Source organism: Rhizobium sp. AC44/96 (genome assembly GCF_001692185.1).
In the GTDB taxonomy this organism is placed as follows: Bacteria; Pseudomonadota; Alphaproteobacteria; order Rhizobiales; family Rhizobiaceae; genus Rhizobium.
The window spans coordinates 395,107-415,713 of sequence record NZ_LXKO01000001.1 but is presented as its reverse complement, the minus strand read 5'-3'; the positions used below and the strand labels follow the sequence as shown (position 1 = coordinate 415,713).

Annotated in this window: 15 protein-coding genes; 4 read left to right on the top strand and 11 right to left on the bottom strand. The window is 60.6% G+C overall.

What is annotated here, in order from left to right; all coding sequences use genetic code 11:
- Positions 1-79: 79 nt before the first annotated feature.
- Complete coding sequence (locus tag A6U87_RS01985; protein WP_065689554.1) at positions 80-2,032, bottom strand: acetoacetate--CoA ligase; 1,953 nt, start codon at positions 2,030-2,032, stop codon at positions 80-82.
- Positions 2,033-2,189: 157 nt separating this feature from the next.
- On the opposite strand from A6U87_RS01985, the gene A6U87_RS01980 reads away from it, so the two are divergent.
- On the top strand, positions 2,190-4,055 hold the full coding sequence (locus tag A6U87_RS01980) for an AsmA-like C-terminal region-containing protein (protein ID WP_065689553.1): 1,866 nt from the start codon (positions 2,190-2,192) through the stop codon (positions 4,053-4,055).
- On the opposite strand, the gene A6U87_RS01975 is transcribed toward A6U87_RS01980, so the two are convergent.
- The 5 genes from A6U87_RS01975 to A6U87_RS01955 all read right to left on the bottom strand — a co-directional run bounded on the left by A6U87_RS01975 (position 4,056) and on the right by A6U87_RS01955 (position 9,666).
- A complete protein-coding gene (locus A6U87_RS01975) occupies positions 4,056-4,874 on the bottom strand; it encodes an ABC transporter permease (RefSeq protein WP_065689552.1) in 819 nt (272 codons plus the stop codon).
- Between the two features lie 3 nt (positions 4,875-4,877).
- Positions 4,878-5,789 carry an ABC transporter permease subunit gene (locus tag A6U87_RS01970; protein ID WP_065689551.1) on the bottom strand — a complete coding sequence of 304 codons (912 nt, stop codon included), beginning with the start codon at positions 5,787-5,789 and terminating at the stop codon, positions 4,878-4,880.
- Between the two features lie 2 nt (positions 5,790-5,791).
- Entirely contained in the window at positions 5,792-6,934 is a 1,143-nt protein-coding gene (locus tag A6U87_RS01965) for an ABC transporter ATP-binding protein (RefSeq protein WP_065689550.1), read from the bottom strand.
- A 94-nt stretch (positions 6,935-7,028) separates the two neighbouring features.
- Entirely contained in the window at positions 7,029-8,129 is a 1,101-nt protein-coding gene (locus A6U87_RS01960; RefSeq protein ID WP_065689549.1) for a polyamine ABC transporter substrate-binding protein, read from the bottom strand.
- Positions 8,130-8,253: 124 nt separating this feature from the next.
- Entirely contained in the window at positions 8,254-9,666 is a 1,413-nt protein-coding gene (locus A6U87_RS01955; protein ID WP_065689548.1) for a short-chain fatty acyl-CoA regulator family protein, read from the bottom strand.
- A gap of 194 nt (positions 9,667-9,860) precedes the next feature.
- Between A6U87_RS01955 and aceA the strand changes: the two genes are divergently transcribed.
- The gene (aceA, locus tag A6U87_RS01950) at positions 9,861-11,150 is read left to right on the top strand and encodes an isocitrate lyase (RefSeq protein WP_065689547.1); all 1,290 of its coding nucleotides are present in this window, start codon (positions 9,861-9,863) and stop codon (positions 11,148-11,150) included.
- 23 nt (positions 11,151-11,173) lie between these two features.
- Positions 11,174-11,410, top strand: coding sequence for a hypothetical protein (locus A6U87_RS01945; protein WP_065689546.1), 237 nt, complete (start codon positions 11,174-11,176; stop codon positions 11,408-11,410).
- A gap of 34 nt (positions 11,411-11,444) precedes the next feature.
- On the opposite strand, the gene A6U87_RS01940 is transcribed toward A6U87_RS01945, so the two are convergent.
- The 5 genes from A6U87_RS01940 to A6U87_RS01925 form a co-directional block, all read right to left on the bottom strand.
- Positions 11,445-12,314 carry a LysR family transcriptional regulator gene (locus A6U87_RS01940; RefSeq protein ID WP_065689545.1) on the bottom strand — a complete coding sequence of 290 codons (870 nt, stop codon included), beginning with the start codon at positions 12,312-12,314 and terminating at the stop codon, positions 11,445-11,447.
- Positions 12,315-12,618: 304 nt separating this feature from the next.
- Positions 12,619-14,466 (bottom strand): methyl-accepting chemotaxis protein, encoded by a 1,848-nt coding sequence (locus A6U87_RS01935; RefSeq protein WP_065690215.1) that lies wholly within the window; start codon positions 14,464-14,466, stop codon positions 12,619-12,621.
- Positions 14,467-14,733: 267 nt separating this feature from the next.
- Positions 14,734-17,262, bottom strand: a complete 2,529-nt coding sequence (locus A6U87_RS01930) for a HAMP domain-containing methyl-accepting chemotaxis protein (RefSeq protein ID WP_065689544.1) — start codon at positions 17,260-17,262, stop codon at positions 14,734-14,736.
- 299 nt (positions 17,263-17,561) lie between these two features.
- Positions 17,562-17,705, bottom strand: a complete 144-nt coding sequence (locus tag A6U87_RS30025; RefSeq protein WP_198928652.1) for a hypothetical protein — start codon at positions 17,703-17,705, stop codon at positions 17,562-17,564.
- A 148-nt stretch (positions 17,706-17,853) separates the two neighbouring features.
- The gene (locus A6U87_RS01925; RefSeq protein WP_065690214.1) at positions 17,854-18,987 is read right to left on the bottom strand and encodes an NAD(P)/FAD-dependent oxidoreductase; all 1,134 of its coding nucleotides are present in this window, start codon (positions 18,985-18,987) and stop codon (positions 17,854-17,856) included.
- 173 nt (positions 18,988-19,160) lie between these two features.
- Here A6U87_RS01925 and A6U87_RS01920 point away from each other — a divergent pair, with 173 nt between their 5' ends.
- Positions 19,161-20,597 carry a glutamine synthetase family protein gene (locus tag A6U87_RS01920; RefSeq protein WP_065689543.1) on the top strand — a complete coding sequence of 479 codons (1,437 nt, stop codon included), beginning with the start codon at positions 19,161-19,163 and terminating at the stop codon, positions 20,595-20,597.
- The last annotated feature ends 10 nt before the right edge of the window (positions 20,598-20,607 follow it).

Here is a 20,607-nt window from a genome sequence, read left to right as displayed (position 1 = left end):
AGGTTTCCTAACGGAAGGTTACCGCGCCCCATAAGCTCTCGAAGGTAAAAGGTTGTAGTTTCGCTAAGAGTTTAAGTGCTTAGACGCGCAGCTCGGCGAGCCCCTTATAGAGATCGAGCGCCTCGGGGTTGGCGAGCGCTTCCTTGTTCTTCACCGGCCGCCCGTGCACGACTTCACGCACAGCGAGCTCGACGATCTTGCCGGATTTAGTTCGCGGAATGTCGGCGACGGCGATGATCTTGGCAGGCACATGGCGCGGAGACGCGCCGGTGCGGATGCGCGTCTTGACCGCCTTCATCAGATCGTCTGTCAGCGTCACCCCGGCTGCGAGCCGCAAGAAGAGAACGACGCGCACATCGTCTTCCCAGTCCTGGCCAATACAGAGGGCTTCGGCGACCTCCTCCATCTGCTCGACCTGGTTATAGATCTCGGCGGTTCCGATGCGCACGCCACCGGGGTTCAGCGTTGCATCCGACCGACCGTGGATGACAATACCGCCGTGTTCGGTCCACTCTGCAAAGTCGCCGTGACACCACACGTTATCGAACCGCTCGAAATAGGCGGCGCGATACTTGGCGCCTTCGGGATCGTTCCAGAACATGATCGGCATCGCCGGAAAAGCCTTGGTGCAGACAAGCTCGCCCTTCTCCTGCCGGACAGACTTGCCCTCGTCGTCCCACACGTCCATGGCAAGCCCGAGGCCCGGCCCCTGGATCTCACCACGCCACACCGGTTGCATCGGATTACCAAGCACGAAGCAGGAGACGATATCGGTGCCGCCGGAGATGGAAGCGAGCTGAACGTCTTGTTTGATGCCCTCATAAACGAAGGTGAAGCCCTCGGGAGACAGCGGGGAGCCGGTCGAGGTCATCAATCGCAAGCTCGAAAGGTCGTGGGACGTCCGCGGCGTCAGGCCACTCTTGCGGACTGCGTCGATATACTTCGCGGACGTGCCGAAGGCCGTAAACTTTTCATCCTGCGCGTAGTCGAAGAGGACGTTTCCATCCGGCGCGAAGGGCGAGCCATCATAGAGGCATATAGTGACGCCCGCGGCGAGCCCGCTCACCAGCCAGTTCCACATCATCCAGCCGCAAGTCGTGAAATAGAACAGGCGGTCGCCGGCTTGCAGGCCGCAATGCAGGCGGTGTTCCTTCAGATGCTGCAGCAAGGTGCCACCGGCCGAGTGGACGATGCACTTGGGCACGCCGGTCGTTCCCGACGAGAAGAGGATGTAGAGAGGATGCGAGAAAGGAAGCCGAGTGAACTCGAGCGGACGCGCTGAAAAGGGCGCGATGAAATCATCGAGTGTCGCGGCACCGGGCACATCGCCTGCGACCGCCGAAGCATTGCCGGCATAGTGCACCACGACGGCCGGACATCCGAGGCGCTTCATCACCGACGCGACCTTCGGGCCGACGTCCTGCAGCTTGCCGCCATACCAATAAGCATCGCAGGCAACGAAAAGCTTGGGCCCGATCTGGCCGAAGCGGTCGAGAACACCCTGTTCACCAAAATCGGGCGAGCAGGATGACCAGATCGCTCCGATCGAGGCGGTTGCCAGCATGAAGGCCACTGTCTCCGGTATGTTCGGCGTCATGGCCGCGATGCGGTCTCCCGGGCCAATGCCGCGCTCGCGCAGCGCCTGCTGGAGCCTGGAGACGAGATCGCGTAGCCGATCCCAGCTCCACCGGTCGCTCACCTTATCCTCGCCCCGGAAGATGATGGCATCGTCGCCGCCCTGCCGTGACAGCAGGTTTTCGGCGAAGTTCAATGTGGCGTCGGGAAAGAAGCGCGCCGCGAGCATGACATCGCCGTTGACCAGCGTACGAGGACCACGCTCGCCTTTGACCTCGCAAAAATCCCAGACGGACGTCCAGAACGCCTCGCGCTCGGAGACGGACCACGCATGCAGGTCGGGGTAACTTGTCATTGCAAGCCGATGGTCGCGATTGCATGCCTGCATGAACGCGTACATGGGGCTCGCCTCGATCGAGCCTTGCGACGGCACCCACAGCGGCTTGTTGTCACGCATCCGAACACCTCCTGCTAAAGGTCTATATATGAAGGCATAGCGCCTTATGGAGGTGGTGAGAAGTCGTTCGGAGGTATGAGTTTGCAACGACCCTGCATTTGATATATCCGGCATTTCAGTGCATTAACAGGCACCGGCCGAAACACGGGCGAAACTGATGACTACGTCTCGACAGCCGCAATGGCGGAAAAAAATCAGACCGGTTTCCCGCTGGCTGCCCAGCGCAGCAAAACTCGCAACGATTGCGCTGCTCGCAACGCTGGCACTTTTCGTGGCGCTGCGGATCGCCGGCCCCTACCTCATTTCCACCAGTCTGGTTCGTTCGGGCATCGAGGAAGCGCTGTCGAAGTGGACGGGCTACAGTGCCGAGATCGGCGGTCGCCCCATCGTTGAATTCTGGCCGACGCCGCGCATAACGCTGAACCAGATCTCGGTTCGACAAAAGCAGGGCGAGAAGAAGCTGCTCGGAACGATCGAGAGCCTCTCTGCCGAGTTCAATTTGATCGACGCCATCCGTGGGAAGGCGAGGTTCCATGAATTCCATCTGCTGCGTCCGACGCTTCAGCTAACCCGCGAAACCAGCGGTGTGATCGACTGGACCAACGAAGGGCTCATGGCACGGGCCATATCAAGGGTCCGTGAAGAGGGTGGCAAACAGGTTCTCGACAGGGGACTGGACGCGGAAATCGGCACCATCACGGTCGAAGACGGCACGCTGAACGTTGCCGATGTCGCAAGCGGGAAGACTTACCATTTCGAGGGTGTGACGGCGGACGTCAACTGGCGAAAATTGTCGAGGCCGATCAGCGCGGTGCTGATCGCTCGTACCAGCGGACAGGATCTCAAGCTCGACTTCTCCTCCCGCAGCCCTCTGCTGCTATTCGGGGGCAGGAGTGCACCGTTCAGTGCCTCCCTGGCCTCCAACCTGCTGACGGCGCGGTTTGACGGGGTCGCGAACATCTCGCATCTCTTCGATCTCACCGGCAACGTCGCGCTCAATGTTCCCGATCTGCCAAACCTGCTTGCATGGATGGGCCGCTCGCTGCCCGGCGTTCCGACGCTGAAGTCGCTTTCAATCGCCAGCGATGTCGCCTCGATCGGAAACGGCTTCCGCTTCAACAATACGAGCCTCGGCATCAACGGCACCAATGCCATAGGCGTCATGGACATTACCTTTACGCCTGGCAAACGCCCGAAACTCGGCGGGACGCTGGCCTTCGATCAGATGAATTTCAAATCGTTGTTCGACGCCTTCGCCCTGCGACTGGAGGCCGGGGAAGAGCGCGGCCCGCCTGAGGGCGGACCGCTGCAGCATCTCGATGTCGATTTGCGGTTTTCTGCAAAGCAGGCGCAGATCGAACCGTTCGAACTGTCGAGCGTCGGCGCGAGCATCATTGTTTCCAGCTACGAAGCCAAATTCGAGATCGGCGACAGCCAGTTCGAAGGTGGCTCGCTCACGGCCCATCTCGAAGCCACGCGCGGTGACTTCGACGGCGGCGGCAAATTGCAGCTTTCGATCCGTGGGGCCGACTTTGCCGGCCTGATCGAGCGACTGCAACTCAAGGGGCCGTTGCCGCTCACAACCGGCTCGCTCGACATGTCGCTGCAGACCTTGCAGCCGCTGTGGAAAGCGAACCGCGACAATGTCAGCGGTACCGTCTCCTTCCATGCGCAATCCGGCTCCATCCCCGGCTTCGATGCCGAGGCTATCCGTAAGGAGGCCGCGAGCGCGGATTTCTTCTCGTTGAGCGCCGTGTCGCATCGCGCGTTCGCGTTCGACCGTCTGGACATCGCGGCCGACATCGATAACGGCGCGGCGAATGTTCGCGGGGCACGCATCGAGGGAGCGCGGGAAGCGCTGACGCTGTCCGGTGTCATCCCCTATCAATCCGGGGGGCTTGCCCTCTCTGGCACAATGAGTCCCATCGATCCGGCACAGCAAAGCAGCGCTCCGCCCTTGCGATTTTTCGTCGGAGGCTCGTGGCCGGACCCGGTTCTATCCCCGGCTCCGGCGCAGCAATAGCTAGGCGGCGTTTGCCGCAGCACGCTCGTCGCGCTCGCGCTGCAATTCGCGGCGCTTGGTGATCGTGGAGGCGCAGATAACGCCGACCGTGACAATGCCGATCAGGATGGTGCAAACCGCGTTGATCTCGGGCGTGACGCCAAGGCGTACCTGGCTGTAGATCTTCATCGGCAGCGTCGTGGCGCCCGGCCCCGAAGTGAAGCTCGCAATCACCAGATCGTCCAGCGACAGAGTGAACGCCAGGATCCAGCCGGAGAAGACCGCCGGCGCGATGATCGGCAAGGTGATCTCGAAGAAGGTCCGGACAGGAGGAGACCCGAGATCCTGCGCCGCCTCTTCGATCGAGCGATCGAAACTCAACAGGCGCGATTGCACGACAACGGCCACGAAGCACATGGTCAGCGTGGTGTGTGCCAGGGTGATCGTCCAGAAGCCGCGGTCAAGCCCGATTGCCACGAAGAGCAACAGCAGCGACAGGCCGGTGATGACATCGGGCATGACGAGCGGTGCGTAGACCATCCCCGAAAACAGCATACGGCCGCGAAAGCGGGAGTAGCGCACCAGGGTCAGCGCCGCCATCGTGCCGAGGATCGTCGCCGCCGTGGCGGAAAGCAGGCCGACGCGGATCGTTACCCATGCGGCATCCAGCAGCGCCTGGTTCTGAAGCAGCGAGGCGTACCACCGTGTCGAAAACCCGCCCCATACGGTGACGAGCTTCGACTCGTTGAAGGAAAAGATCACGAGCAGGACGATCGGCAGGTACAGAAATGCAAAGCCGAGCGTAATCGAGACGATATTGAAGCGGGTCCATTTCAGCATGGTCTACTTCCCCTGCTCATCGGCTTTGGCTTGGACATTCTGGAAGAAGACGATCGGTATCACCAAGATCAGCAGCAGGATCGTCGCCACAGCGGACGAAACCGGCCAGTCGCGGTTGGAATTGAACTCGCTCCAGAGCGTCTTGCCGATCATCAGCGTCTCGGAACCACCCAGCAGGTCGGGGATAACGAACTCGCCGACAGCAGGGATGAAGACGAGCATGCAGCCTGCCACGACACCAGGGATCGATAGCGGGAAGGTCACGCGCCAGAAGGCGGTGATCGGCGTGCAGCCCAGGTCCTGCGCGGCCTCGATGAGGGTGCCGTCCATCTTCTCCAGCGACGAATAAAGCGGCAGCACCATGAAGGGCAGGTAGGAATAGATGATGCCGATATAGACCGCGATGTTGGTGTTCAGGATGATCAGTGGACTATCGATCACGTGCAGTGACTGGAGCAGCTGGTTGAGCAGTCCTTCGGGCTTCAGGATCGCAATCCAGGCGTAGACGCGGATCAGGAAGCTTGTCCAGAAAGGCAGGATGACGAGCATCAGCAGCGTCGGCCGGATCGACCGCGGCGCCTGCGCCATGCCGTAGGCGACCGGATAGGCGATCAGCAGCGTCAGGAAGGTCGAGACGGCCGCAATGATCAAGCTCGATATATACGAGTTCACATAGAGCGGATCGTCGATCAGATAGCTGAAATTGTCGAAGGAGAAGCTCGAGACCTTCTCCCAGAATCCGGCCCAGTCATCCGACAGCGCGAATACCGGCTCGTAGGGCGGCATGGCGATCGCGGTGGTCGACAGCGAAATGCGGAAAACGATGAAGAACGGCGCGAGGAAGAACAGCAGCAGCCAAGCGTAAGGGATGATGATGACGAGGCGGTTGTAGATCGCGGATCCGATTTTGCCCATGATCAATCCTTCAGCAGGACGCCGGCATCATCGGCGAAGGAAACCCAGACATCCTGATCGTAGGTGAAGGGGTCGTCGACAGAGCGCTGGGCGTTCAGCGACGAGGCCTTCACCACCTTGCCGTTCTTGAGCTTGATATGAAAGACGGTCATGTCACCGAGATAGCCGATATCCCAGAGCTCGCCTGAAGCGGCGTTGACCTTTGGATTGGCGGGCGGCGTGCGGCTGACCTTCAGCTTTTCCGGACGGATGGCGAAGCCAACGGCGGAGCCCATCACTGGCTTCTCAGGCGTCACGACCTTGATCGAGAAGTCGTTGTCGACACCGATCTCAACCGTGCTGTCATTGAGAGAAGCAACCTTCCCATCGAAGATGTTCACGTCACCAATGAAGTCGGCGACGAAGCGCGAATTGGGCGCTTCATAGATTTCCGCCGGCGTCGCGACCTGGATGACCTTGCCGTGGCTCATGACCGCGATGCGGTCGGCCATGGTCATTGCCTCTTCCTGATCGTGGGTGACGACCACGAAGGTCAGGCCCAGGTTCTGCTGGAGATCCATCAGTTCGAACTGGGTTTCCTCGCGCAGCTTCTTGTCGAGCGCGCCGAGCGGTTCGTCCAGCAGAAGCACCTTAGGCCGCTTGGCAAGCGAGCGGGCAAGGGCCACGCGCTGGCGCTGGCCACCCGAAAGCTGGTTCGGCTTGCGGGCCGCAAACTTTTCCAGCTTAACCATCTTCAGCATCTGAGACACGCGCTCGGCGATCTCGTCCTTCGGCATGCCATCCTGGCGCAGGCCGAAGGCGACATTCTTCTCGACCGTCATGTGCGGGAAGAGGGCGTAGGACTGGAACATCATGTTGACGGGACGCTTGTAGGGCGGCGTGCCGGCAAGGTCGGTTCCGTCGAGAATGATCTCGCCGGATGTGGGCTGCTCGAAACCAGCCAGCATGCGCAGCAGGGTGGACTTGCCGCAGCCGGAGGCACCGAGCAGCGCAAAGAATTCCCTGTGATAGATATTCAGCGACAAATCGTCGACTGCGGTGAAATCACCGAACCGTTTCGTGACGTTCTTGAATGCAATGAAAGGCTTTGAGGCGGGATCCGTCCACGGCGCAAAGGAACGGCGAATATTGCCAAGTGACTTCATAATGGTCCCCGAAGTATTATTTTTTGGAAGCCGACGGTCCCCTGCGATCGGCGCAAGAAAAGGCCCGGACGTTGCCGACCGGGCCTGATTTTCATTACTGGCCAGTGACGACTTTCGTCCAGACCCGGGTCGCAGTGCGTTGCGTTTTCGGATCCCATGGGGTGACGCTATAAAGCTTCTTCATCACGTCCTCGCTCGGATAGACCGACGGGTCTTCGAGGACTTCCTTGTCGATGAACTGCTGCGACGCCTTGTTGCCGTTTGCATAGAAGACGTAGTTGCTGGCCTTCGCGATGACTTCCGGCTTCATCATGTAGTTCAGGAACTCATGCGCCTCGGCGACGTGCTTGGCGTCCGCTGGGATCGCCATCATATCAAACCACATCTGTGCACCCTGCGACGGAATGGAATAGCCGATTTCCACGCCGTTCTTTGCTTCGGTCGCACGGTTCGCGGCCTGGAAGATATCGCCGGAATAGCCGAATGCGATGCAGATATCGCCGTTGGCCAGGGCATTGATATATTCCGAGGAGTGGAATTTGCGGACGAAAGGCCGAATTTTCTCCAGCATTTCGCCGGCCTTCTGCAGATCGGCCGGCTTGCTCGAATTCGGGTCAAGTCCGATATAGGTCAGGGCCGAAGGCAGAACGTCCTTCGGTGCATCGAGGACATAGATGCCGCAGTCCTTGAACTTTGCCGCGACCGCCGGATCGAAGATCGCTTCCAGGCCCGGCTCCTTGGCATCAGGCCCGAGGATCTCGGCGATCTTCTTCTTGTTGTAGCCGATGCCGTTGGTGCCCCACATATAGTCCACGGCATATTCGTTGCCGGGGTCGTACATGGCAGTGCGCTGCTGGACCATGTCCCACATGTTGGAGAGGTTCGGCAGCTTGGACTTGTCGAGCTTCTGGAAGACGCCAGCCTGGATCTGGCGCTGCAGGAAGTCGGCGCTCGGAACGACGACATCGTAGCCGGTGCCGCCGGCAAGCAATTTCGTCTCCAGCGTCTCGTTGGAATCGAAGGTGTCGTAGACGACCTTGATGCCCGTTTCCTTGGTGAAGTCTTCAAGGATCGAGCTGTCGATATAATCGGACCAGTTGTAGACGTTGACGACGCGGTCCTCCGCAAAGGATGGCGACGCGGAAATTGCAGCCATGGCCACGGCGGCTGCCAGTCCTGCGATTGTTGACCTCATGCTATCTCCTGCTTTTTGTTCTGGCATCTGTTCAGCGATGCCTTCCCTCTGGTTTTCGATGCAGACTAGAAAGGATTTTCGGAGCCCACAAGCGCTAAATCCAGCACTCTCGATGATTTCACAGTCATTGAAAATCGAAGCTGCTGATACCGGCGACCATCTCGTCCAAACCCAAAGGACGCGTCACCGGCGGCTCGGCTCGCGACAGGCAGCCGCGACGTTCGCACAAGCGGCATGCCGATCCGACCGCAACCGCGGGCTGGGCCGCTGCGATCCGGCCATAGGCCGTTGCCTGCCCGAGACCTCCCTCGCAACCGATCAGCAGCGCGGTGCGTCTCACCCGCTCGCCGAAGGGCGCGTTGGGGCCTTCCAGCGTGCGTGAAATCGTCAGATAGCTCGCGCCACCCGGCATCTCGATCATTTCGGCCAGAATCTGCCCGGGCTGCAGAAGGGCGACGTGGATATTGAGCTTGGGACAGCCCCCGCCGAAGCCGCTGTGCGGAAAGCCGAACGCGCCGGCTCGGCGCAGACGATTGCCGGCGGCATCAATCTCCATGAGGAAGAACGGGATTGCCGCGGCATCCGGCCGCTGCAGCATCGTCAGCCGCGTCGCCGCCTGCGCAAAGGAAGCGCCGAACCGCGCACGCAGAATATCAATGTCGTAGCGGGCGTTTTGAGCCGCCGCCAGAAACGCTGCATAAGGCATGGCAATCGCCAGTGCGGCATAGCGGCTGAGCTCGAAGCGGGCGATCCTCTCTGCTTCAGGCGTGGTCAGCGGCAGTGCTTCAAGCTCGGCCAGGATCGCGTCTCGCAGAGCCAGGGAGGCAACCTCGATTGCAATTTCATGTGCCTGATCAGGCGCCGACAACCGTTCTGAAACAAAGAGACGCATCGAATGCCGGTCAAAGCGACGGCGCAGATCGGGCATCACATGAACCGGCAGGACGCGCACGCCAATGCCGCGCTCTGCCCGCAGCCATTCACGGAAGGCGAAAGGCAGATCGCGCATATCGGCGAACCGCGACGCGAAGGCCTCCGCCTCCGCTTCTATCCGCGGAAAGTAGGCAGAGCGCCGCTCGAAGACATCGCGGACCTCGTCGGCCGGCAGACGGGCACCAGCCAGGGGCGCATTCCCCTCGCCGATTGTCAGGGACGTCAGGTCGGAGAGGCGAGCGGCCTGTTCCCTATAGGCGCGATAGAGCTTCACCATACCGCTTGCGGCATTGGGTGCGGCCTCCGCCACCTCCACCAACTCCTGATCCCCCGGTAGCTCGCCGACCAGCAGGGGATCGGCGAATATCTCCTTCAGCTGTGTAAGGCTGCCGCCACTTTCATGTCGCAGCTCTTCGAGATCGACCTTGTAGACCGCGGATAGCTTGAGCAGCAGCTGCACCGTCAGCGGACGCTGGTTGCGCTCGATCAGGTTGAGGTAGGAGGGCGAAATCTCCAGCGCCTCCGCCATCGCCGTCTGCGTGACGCCGAGGCCGTTTCGAATACGCCGGACCCGGGGACCGGCAAATATCTTGCGCTCAACCATGTGACAATTCTTTACAGGTTTCGGCCGAACAGATTTTTACAGATTTTGACAATTTTAACGCCAGCCCTTGTCAATTTCTTTGCATCTCGACCCGTTTCCAGACCCATGTTGCCATATAATTCTGGCCTTCTCCGCGAATTTTGTAAATCCTGTCAATCAGCCAGTTCGGCAAGATTATCGGCAAGGAGGAAGAAATGACAGACTTTGACAAGCTTCACCGAAACATCCCCGCAGGTCGTTTCGACGGTATCGAGCGCCCCTATTCGGCAGAAGATGTCAAACGGCTGCGCGGATCCGTGGAGCTTCGCTACTCGCTGGCCGAAATGGGCGCCAATCGCCTATGGCAGCTGCTGCATCAGGACGGTTTCGTGAATGCGCTCGGAGCCCTCTCGGGGAACCAGGCCATGCAGATGGTCCGCGCGGGACTGAAGGCGATCTATCTGTCCGGCTGGCAGGTCGCGGCCGATTCCAATACGGCGTCCGCGATGTATCCCGATCAGTCGCTCTATCCGGCCAATGCCGGCCCCGAGCTTGCCAAGCGTATCAACCGCACGCTTCAGCGCGCCGACCAGATCGAGACGTCCGAGGATAGCGGTCTTTCGGTCGAGACGTGGTTCGCGCCGATCGTCGCGGATGCCGAGGCCGGCTTCGGCGGCCCGCTCAACGCCTTCGAAATCATGAAGGCCTACATCGAGGCAGGCGCTGCCGGCGTTCACTTCGAGGATCAGCTGGCGTCGGAAAAGAAGTGCGGGCACCTCGGCGGCAAGGTCCTGATCCCGACCGCTGCACATATCCGCAACCTCGATGCTGCCCGCCTCGCCGCCGACGTCATGGGCGTTCCGACGCTCGTCATCGCCCGGACGGACGCGGAAGCGGCAAAGCTGCTGACCTCGGACATCGACGAGCGCGACCAGCCCTTCGTCGATTACGAGGCCGGACGGACGGTCGAAGGATTTTACCAGGTCCGCAGCGGGCTGGAGCCCTGCATCGCGCGTGCGGTCGCCTATGCGCCGCATTGCGACCTGATCTGGTGCGAGACTTCAAAGCCCGACCTGGAGCAGGCGCGGCGTTTTGCCGAAGGCGTCCACAAGGTGCATCCCGGCAAGCTGCTCGCCTACAATTGCTCGCCGTCGTTCAACTGGAAGAAAAACCTCGACGACACAACGATCGCCAAGTTCCAGCGCGAACTCGGGGCGATGGGCTACAAGTTCCAGTTCATCACGCTGGCCGGTTTCCATCAGCTGAACTTCGGCATGTACGAGCTTGCACGCGGCTACAGGGATCGCCAGATGGCCGCCTACTCGGAACTTCAGCAGGCCGAATTCGCCGCGGAGATCAACGGCTACACCGCTACCAAGCATCAGCGCGAGGTCGGTACCGGCTACTTCGACGCGGTTTCGATGGCAATCACCGGTGGTCGTTCGTCGACCACGGCGATGAAAGAATCGACCGAGCATGCCCAGTTCAAACCCGCAGCAGAATGACCGAACCCACGGAGGAAAATGCCATGCCTACGCTTGCTCGCGTCAAGGAACGCGCCGAAGAACAATCGACCAGCATGACCCAGGATCAGCAGAGCATGATCCGCATGCTCGCCAATGACCTGCACCGCCTGAACCTGTCGGTCATGAAGGCAGTCGATGCCGGGGTTTCGGTCGAACTCGTCCGCTCCGCACGCCACCACGGCGGCGATGGGAACTGGGGCGATTTGCTGATCCCTGTTATCGTTGCGGGTCGCAACTGAAGAATACCGGTGGCGGCGTCCAGTCGCCACCCGCTCAGCTGCGGCTTGAGCGTTTGCCGGCGAAAAGGTCGCCGTAGCTTTTCAGAAGTTTCGTCATCCGGTCGGCAACGGTTCTTATTTCCGGCCGGTGGCGATCCTCGCTGTTCATGACGATCCACTGGCGATGGCGCAGCTCAGGCAATTCGTCGCCAAGCCGCTGCAGATCCGGATCGAGATCCCCGACGAAGCAAGGCAGCACAGCCTTACCCGCGCCCGCCCGCACCAGTTCCGGCAGGGAGCGCGGACGATTGACGGTGGCGACGATCGACGACTGTGCATGATGATGCGGCCAGCGGAGATAGTTGGAGATCGCATCGTCCTCGTGAACGGCGATCCAGCGTTCGTCACCTTCTTCGGCATTGCGTCTGACATAAACCGCGTAGCCAACCTCACCGATCAACCGCGCCGCGAGATTACTTTCTTCGGGCTCGAAGGCGCGAATGCCGATATCGCTTTCCCGGTAGTTCAGATTTGCCCTTGCCTCGCCGATCGTGAGCGAGACGGCGAAACCATCACTCGGCTTGCGGATCGCCGCGAAATTTTCGGTCAATAGCCAGGCAACCCAAGTGCCGGCGGCGATCCTCACCGTCGTTCCGATCGTCCGCTCATCCCGCCACGCATCGACCTTGTGTGCCGCCGCTTCCATGTCCTGCAGATGATCGAGTAGCGCCTGGCCGTCCTGGGTCAATCGATAGCCGGTCTGGCTGCGCTGAAACAGCATGCGGCCGATCTCATGCTCGAGATCCAGCATCCGGCGGCCGATCGTGGCGGGGCTAAGACCGCTCGATGCGCTCGCTCCGGTCAGCCCTCCGAGGCGGGCGACCTGCAAGAAGAGCTGAAAGGAGTCCCATTGCACGTTTTTCATGGGTGCAAAACATAGCGGGATTTTTCCCGTTTATGAAGCATATTTTGGCGCATATCTAAACCGATGTCGTCATTGCCATGAAAGGACATCACGATGATCGAGCATATGGCCATTGCGCAGCTTCTGAGACAGCAGCAAGTCCAGGACAATCGTCGCTCCGCGCTTGCGGAAAATGAGTTCTACCGAACTGTCGGAACCTCGCGCATCGAACGCATCGCCAACGCATTGTTATCGATGCGCCTTGCTGAATGGAGAGGCCGCGGCTTGCGTGCGCCCTCCCCGCCATCAGATACTGGTCATGCCGTCAGGCAGCAGTCCGCAAGGGCCGGAGCGCGGCGGATGGAGCAGCATCGATGCGGAATTGCCGGATCAGCGACATGAGCACGTCCGCCTCGTCGGCGAGCTGACGGCTTGCCTCGGTGGTTTCCTCGACCATGGCGGCGTTTTTCTGAGTCATCTGGTCCATCGCGTTGACGGACCCGTTGACCTCCTGCAGTGCGGCGGATTGGTCCTGGCTGGCCGTGGCGATCGTCGCCACATGCTGGCTGATCGCGATGATCTCCTGGCTGATCGAGGCGAGCACCGCCCCGGTCTTCTGAACGAGCCCGGAGCCGGCAGAGACCTCGCGGGTCGACTTCTCGATAAGGCCCTTGATTTCGCGGGCGGCATCAGCCGAACGCTGCGCCAGTTCCCGAACCTCCTGCGCGACGACGGCAAATCCCTTGCCCGCCTCGCCGGCGCGTGCCGCTTCGATGCCTGCGTTCAAGGCAAGCAGATTGGTCTGGAACGCGATATCGTCGATCACCTCGATGATCTGCTCGATCTGCTTCGACGCGTCCTCGATCCGTGCCATGGCCGCGACAGTATCGCCGACGACAACGCCGGAGCCGTCCGCCGTCTTCTTGGTGGCAACGACCGCGTTGTTGGCCTCGCGAGCGCGCTCCGCCGACGAGCGAACCGTGACGGTGATTTCCTCGACCGCGGCTGCCGTCTCCTCCAGATTGGCGGCCTGCGCTTCCGTGCGCTTCGAGAGTTCGTCTGCCGATGACAGCATGGCGCCGGAGTTGCGGTGGATCGTCGTTGCGTTATCGCGGATGCGCGACAGCGTATCCTGCAGGCGTACAAGCGAGGTGTTGAAATCGACGCGAAGCTGCTCCAGGCGCCCGACAAATGGCGTCTCGATCGTTTCGGAGACATCGCCTTGAGCAAGGCGACCGAGACCGGCGGCGAGCTGGTTGACGGCGAAGTCGATCTGTCCGTCCAGCGTGCGCTTTTCGACATCATTGCGGGCGCGCTCCGCGTCGGTCAGGGCACGCTGCTCCGCGGCCTGCGTTTCGAGCTGCAGGCGGGCACGCGCGCCGTCGCGGAACAGTGCCAAGGCGCGGCCGATGGCGCCGAACTCGTTCTGCTTTTCGACGCAGGGAATCGGTGCATCGAGATTTCCGGACGAAATCGTGTGGATGGAAGCGGTCAGCGCCTCAAGGGGCCGTACGGTCGCGCGGATTGCGAAATAGGCGACAACGCCGACAATCAGCAGCACGGCTATTCCGACACCGACCACAAGCGCCAGCAGTTGCTGCAGGCTGTTGTAGTAGAGCTCCATCGGGATGCCGATAAAGAGAATGCCAACCGTCGAGCCCGCCGCGCTCTTGATCGGGAAATAGCCGGTCATGAACTTGTGCCCAAAGAGGTCGGCGGGGCCGTAGTAGGCGCTGCCCTTTGCCAGCGCGACCTGCGCCGGATGATCTGCCGCAAGCTTTGTCCCGACGGCGCGGTCGCCGTTCTCCTTCTTCACATTGGTCGAAACGCGCACATAGTCGGCGCCCTGACGCTCGAAGATCGTCGCAACGCCAGCGATCGACTGCGCGGTGCGGTCGACCAAGGCGTGATCGGCAAACTGCGGGAGCTTGTCTTCGGTGATGCCCTCGAGTGCGTTGTCGCGAATGGCGACCTGTGCCGTCGGGTCGCCGGCGCCATAGAGGACGGCCATTGTGCGGCTCGCGTCGCGGGCGTCGGAAACCGCGCTCGTCATCACGTAGTCGCTCAGATTGTAATAGGTCACACACACGATCGCGGCGGTGCTGATGCCCAGCAGCGCAAGTGTAATCACGACAATCTGTCGAACAATGGAAGCCGTAAAGAGCCGAAGCATGCCAATCCCCTGAGAATACAACCGCCCGACGCTAGAGCAAAAGATTTAATGAAAATTTTCACCAAGTTGACGATCGTCAATTATTTGAGATCTCAGGACTTTCCGCATAAACCAACGCCCCGCCGATAATCCGCAACCATTGGACGGATTAAAATTTCGCGCTTACTCATCATTGCACAATTATTGATTGAACCGCCTGTGAACTAGGCGCCAAATGAAAATGGCCCCGGATTCCGGGGCCATCTTGTCGTTTGTGAGTTGGTCCGATCAAGCCGCGCGATAAATCGTGCCGTGCGTGTCGCCATCGATCTTGAACTGGCGAACCAGACTGAGAAGGGAATCTGCCTCGTTCGCGAGCGCACGGCTGGCAGCGGTGGTCTCTTCCACCATTGCCGCGTTCTGCTGGGTCATCTGGTCCATCTGGTTGACGGTCGCGTTGACTTCCTGCAGCGCGCTCGACTGATCGTGGCTGGCGCGTGCGATCATCTCGACGTGCTGGCTGATGGTCACGATCTGAGTGCTGATCTTCGCAAGGACCGTTCCAGTTTCCTGGACGAACTGCGAACCGGAGCTGACTTCGGTCGTCGACTTGTTGATGAGGCCCTTGATTTCCTGCGCGGCGGCAGCGGAGCGCTGCGCGAGTTCGCGCACTTCCATTGCAACGACCGCAAACCCCTTGCCTGCCTCGCCGGCGCGCGCCGCTTCGATGCCGGCATTGAGTGCCAGAAGGTTGGTCTGGAAAGCGATCTCATCGATGACGCCGATGATCTGCTCGATCTGGCGCGAGGCGTCTTCGATGCGGCCCATCGCGTCGATGGCGTTGCTGACGACGGTTGCAGAGTCATCCGCGCTGCGCTTGGCCTGGCGAACGATCTGGTCGGCATCCTTGGCGCGCTCGGCCGACGAGCGGACCGTGACCGTGATCTGATCGACGGCAGCTGCCGTTTCCTCCAGCGAAGCGGCCTGCTGTTCGGTCCGCTTGGCGAGATCTTCGGCGGACTGCGCCATCTGATTGCCGTTGCCCTGGATCATCTCGACGTTGTCGCGGATCTGGCTCATCGAAGCCTGCAGGCGCAGCATCGAGCCGTTGAAATCCTGGCGAAGCTGTTCGAGACGGCCGATGAACGGCGTGTCGATGGTCGTCGAGATATCGCCTTGCGACATGCGCTCGAGGCCCGACGCCAAGGCATTGACGGCGAACTCGATCTGGCGATCCATTTCGCGCTTGTCGGCATCGTTGCGCTGGCGCTCGTGTTCGGCAGCGGCACGCTCTTCTTCGCTCTGCTCCTCGATGCGGATCTTCGAGATCGCGTTTTCCTTGAAGATGCCAAGTGCGCGCGCCATGTCGCCGATTTCGTCGTAGCGCTGCTCGCCGGAGATATTGGTGTCGAGCGCGCCATCGGCGATGCGGCGCATGGCGGCGGTGATCTGGCCGATCGGGCGCTGCAGCGTCAGGACGAGAGCAATACCGCCGACGACGGAAAGCAGGATGCCGAGCGCGGTGGTCAGGACGGAGATGCCGTTTGCCTGCGTGCGTTCGGCGCCCGCGGTCTGCTTCTGCAGTTCGGCAAATGCCGTCAGCTGACCCCAGACGGTGTCAAGCTGCTGACGCGCCGAAGCGTAGTCGGCGACGCGCTGGTCGATGGTATCGACGAGGCTCTGTGCATCCTTGTCCATGGAGGCCAGCGCCGGCGACATCGCGGCAACGATGTCTTCAGCGAAGTTCATCCCCTTGGCGCTGGCGAGCAGCGTATTCAGGTTGGTGCCGAGCGTCGCGATTTCCTGATGCAGGCGAACGCGATTGTCCTTGCTGGGCTTGGCCGCAAATTCGCCTAGCACGAGCTGCAGGGAGTAGATCGCGCTTTCAAGGCGGCGCGTATCCTCAAGAACCGAGTTCGTCTGCGCGATGCGGCTATCGAGTTCCACGAAGGTCGTGGTGGCTTCGCGCATCATCTGCGTTGCGGTGAGCTGGGTGTAGGTGGACATCTGGCGGAAGCGGGAAACAAGGCGGCCGAGATTGGCGATCGCCTCATCGGTGCCGGCATCGGCAGCCGTCGCCTGTGCCTTCACGTCGCTGATCGTCTGCGACAGCGACTGGGTCATGCTCTTCTGGTTCTGCGGAACCGAGATCTCGATCAGGCGCTGGGCCTTGGCAATGGCCGGGATCGCATCGGTCACGACCTTCAGCTTGTCAGCCGGTGCCTGCGCCTTGCTGAAGTCGCCCATGACGGTGGCAAGCGTATCGCCACCCTTCAGCAGCCGGTCGGCGGCGCGAAGCGTTGCCGTGGCATTGCCCTCGTCCTTGCGGATGTTCTCTTCAAGCTGCTGTGCATCGTAGTTCACGTTGAAGCGGCTGGTGATCATCACCTTCTGCGCATCGTCCATCGACTTGCGCAACGCCAGTTCCTGCTCATGCAGGGTCCAGAGCTTGCCCACCGTGTCGGAGATACCGGTCGTGCCGCTGGCGGCGGCCTCGAGATTGTCGCGGCCGGCATTCTCGCCGATCTGCTTCAATGTCGCAGTCAGCGTGTTCTGCTGGGTGGCGATGTCGCTCTGCAGCTTGTCGCGCGCATCCTGGCTCGTCGTGCGCAGGAAGTCGTCCATGGAGCTGTAGAGATCCTTGAAGCCGCTCAGCGATTGAAGAACGCTGTTGGAGATTTCCATCCGGCCCTGCAGCAGACCCGAGGCATAGAGGCCGGTCAGGCCGACCGCTGAAATGCTGACAACAAAGGGTAGAACAAAAATCAGGACTTTGGTCTTGATCCTGAAACGGGAAAGAATCTTATCAATCAACATGGCGGTTCCGGCCTTCCATACACCACTCCTCCCACCGACCCCCGAAGGCGCCGGCCGAGTGCATCGAGCTGCTTTTTTGGAACAATGGGAATCTCAGGCTTACGCCCGGACGGCATTCATTGCCTGTTCACTTCGCGCACAAGGCGGAAGCGCCCATAAATCATCTACCAACTGTTGCAGAGGATATGTTAATTTTCGGATAAGCGTATGTAGCGGAAACCGGCATTCAAATCGATTTACATGCCGATATGGGCGCTCAGCGCGGCTGGCGTCGTTACAACACCCGGCTGTAGATCAGCCTAGAGAAAGCGCTCGACCAGAAGTGCGATCATCGCCGCAGACGCGCTGGCAGCGAGGACGAAGTAGCGGAGTGCGACAAGCCTTGTGTCGGGCTTTGCCTGGGCGATTGCGATGGCGCGGGCGCGTCGTGTGTTCCTGTTCATTGCAGAACCTCACTTCTCTCTGACACAACAATCCAACAAAATGCTTTGCTGGTAAAGCTTTATTTAGGAAGCTCTTTTCAGCTCGTCATTGAGGCAGGATGGCGCACCCCTCTTAAGAACTATTGAATCCTCTTCGGTCGTTTTGTCCCTACAAGGATTCACCTGCGGCAAAGCCGGAAGCCCAGGCCCATTGGAAATTGTAGCCTCCGAGCCAACCCGTCACATCGACACATTCTCCAATGAAATGGAGGCCCGCCACAGCCTTTGCCTGCATGCTGCGAGAATCGAGCGTTGACGTGTCGATGCCGCCGAGCGTCACCTCCGCCGTGCGATAGCCTTCGGAGCCGGACGGCTTGATCTTCCAGTTCTGCGCGGCTTCGGCCAGCCGCATAAGCACCTTGTCCGAGAGATCGGCCATATTGCCGGTTACGCCCGTCCGTTCGGCCAGATATTGCGCGAGCCGCTTCGGCAGAACATCGCCAAGCGCTGTTTGCGCCGATTGTCGGCCGTTTGCCTGTTTCGCCGCCTTCAGGTGCGCCAGCAGATCAATGTCAGGCTCGATATCGACGGTGATCTCGTCGCCCTCGCGCCAATAGGATGAAATCTGCAGGATCGCCGGACCACTGAGGCCGCGGTGAGTAAACAGCAGCGCCTCGCGAAACGCGGTCTTGCCGTGGCGAATCTCCGCAGGCGCCGAAATGCCGGATAGCGCAGACAGGCTTTCGAGCAACAGCGGATCCAGCGTCAAGGGCACGAGACCGGGACGGGTCTCGACCAGAGCCAGACCGAATTGCTCGGCGATGCGATAGGCGAAGCCGGTCGCACCCATCTTCGGGATCGACTTACCGCCGGTGGCAATGACCAGCGATTGGCATTCATATGTGCCTTCCGATGTCGCGACACGAAAGCCGGTATCGGTCTTCTCGACATTGCCGATTTCCGTCCCGAGATGCAGCACCGCGCCCGCGGCCTGCATTTCGTCGAGCAGCATGCGAATGATGTCCTTGGCGCTCTCGTCGCAAAACAGTTGGCCGAGCGTCTTTTCGTGCCAGGTGATCTTGTGCCGATCGACCATGGCGATGAAGTCGGAGGGCGTGAAACGCGCCAGCGCCGATTTGCAGAAATGCGGATTGCCGGACAGAAAGCTCTTCGGTCCGGCATGGATGTTGGTGAAGTTGCAGCGGCCACCGCCGGAGATGCGGATTTTCTCGCCGGGTGCTCGCGCATGGTCCAGCACGATAACCGAACGGCCACGCTGTGCAGCGCGAATGGCACACATCATGCCGGCGGCGCCCGCGCCGATGACAACTACATCGCTTTTCCGCTGCAAACTTGGTTCCCTTGTCGAAAGCGTCTCTTTTTTCCATCAAAGGGCGAAAGTCAACGCCTTGGCCCCCTCGCCAATTGCCAAACTCTGGTTATGATACACGCGAGATCAACACAAACCGGTGTGCCATGTCCCCAAAAAAGACGACGCTGAAGCCTGCCAGAAACGTGCCTGCCTCGAAGAAAACACCCCCGGACCCCGGGTCTCTGCGCGGCGTGGCCAACTGGAAGGAAGCAGCGCAGTTTCTGCGGGCACGCGGCATCGAAGATATCGAATGCATTACGCCGGACCTCGCCGGCGTGCCGCGCGGCAAGATGATGCCAAGTTCGAAGTTCACCTCGAACACCTCGCTTGCCCTGCCTTCCGCAATCTACCGCCACACGATTTCCGGCGAATATCCGGACGAGACCGAAAGCTTCCGCTACGAGCCGCGCGATAGCGACCTCAAGCTCGTTCCCGATCTTTCGACGCTTTCGGTTGTTCCGTGGGAAACCGATCCGACGGCGCAGGTGATCTGCGATATCGTCAGCGCCGACGGAGAAGAGGTCGGTTATACGCCGCGCAACGTCCTCAAGCGGGTGATGAAGCTCTATCACGACCGCGGCTGGAAGCCGATCGTGGCGCCCGAGATCGAATTCTATCTGGTCGCCAAGAACGATGACCCCGACTATCCGCTGCATCCGCCGAAGGGCCGTTCCGGCCGTTCGATCCTTGGCGGTCAGGGTTATTCCATCGCCGGCATCAACGAGTTCGACGAACTAATCGACGACATCTATCACTTCTCCGAGAAACAGGGCCTCGAGATCGACACCCTGATCCACGAGGAAGGCCCGGCGCAGCTGGAAATCAACCTGCGCCACGGCAACCCGATCGAACTTGCCGACCAGGTCTTCCTGTTCAAGCGGACGATCCGTGAAGCGGCGATGAAGCACGACATCTACGCGACCTTCATGGCAAAGCCGATGCAGGGACAGCCTGGATCCGCCATGCACATCCACCAATCGGTGGTCGATGAGGCGACCGGGAAGAACATCTTCTCGAAGCCGGATGGATCGCCGTCGCGCGAGTTCTTCCACTTCATCGGCGGAATGCAGAAGTACGTCCCGAATGCGCTGTGCATGCTGGCGCCCTATGTGAACTCCTATCGTCGCCTGACGCCCGAGATGTCCTGCCCTGTCAACAATGCGTGGGGCTACGACAACCGGACCACGGCCTTCCGCGTGCCGGTTTCGGATCCACAGGCGCGGCGTGTCGAAAACCGCCTGCCGAGCTCCGACGCCAACCCCTATCTGGCACTCGCGGCTTCGCTCGCCTGCGGCCTGCTTGGCATCATGAAGGAGATCGAGCCGACAGCGCCGACGGAAGACACGGCAAATGAAGGGTCGATCGAACTGCCACGCGGCCTCCTTGAAGCCGTGGCGCTCATGGAAGACGAGCCGGCCTTCGAAGAGGTGTTCGGCAAGGAGTTCATCGGCATCTACGCCGGCGTCAAGCGTGGAGAATTCGAGACCTTCATGCAGGTGATCAGCCCATGGGAGCGCGAGTTCCTTCTGCTGAACGTGTGAGGAGGCTGTC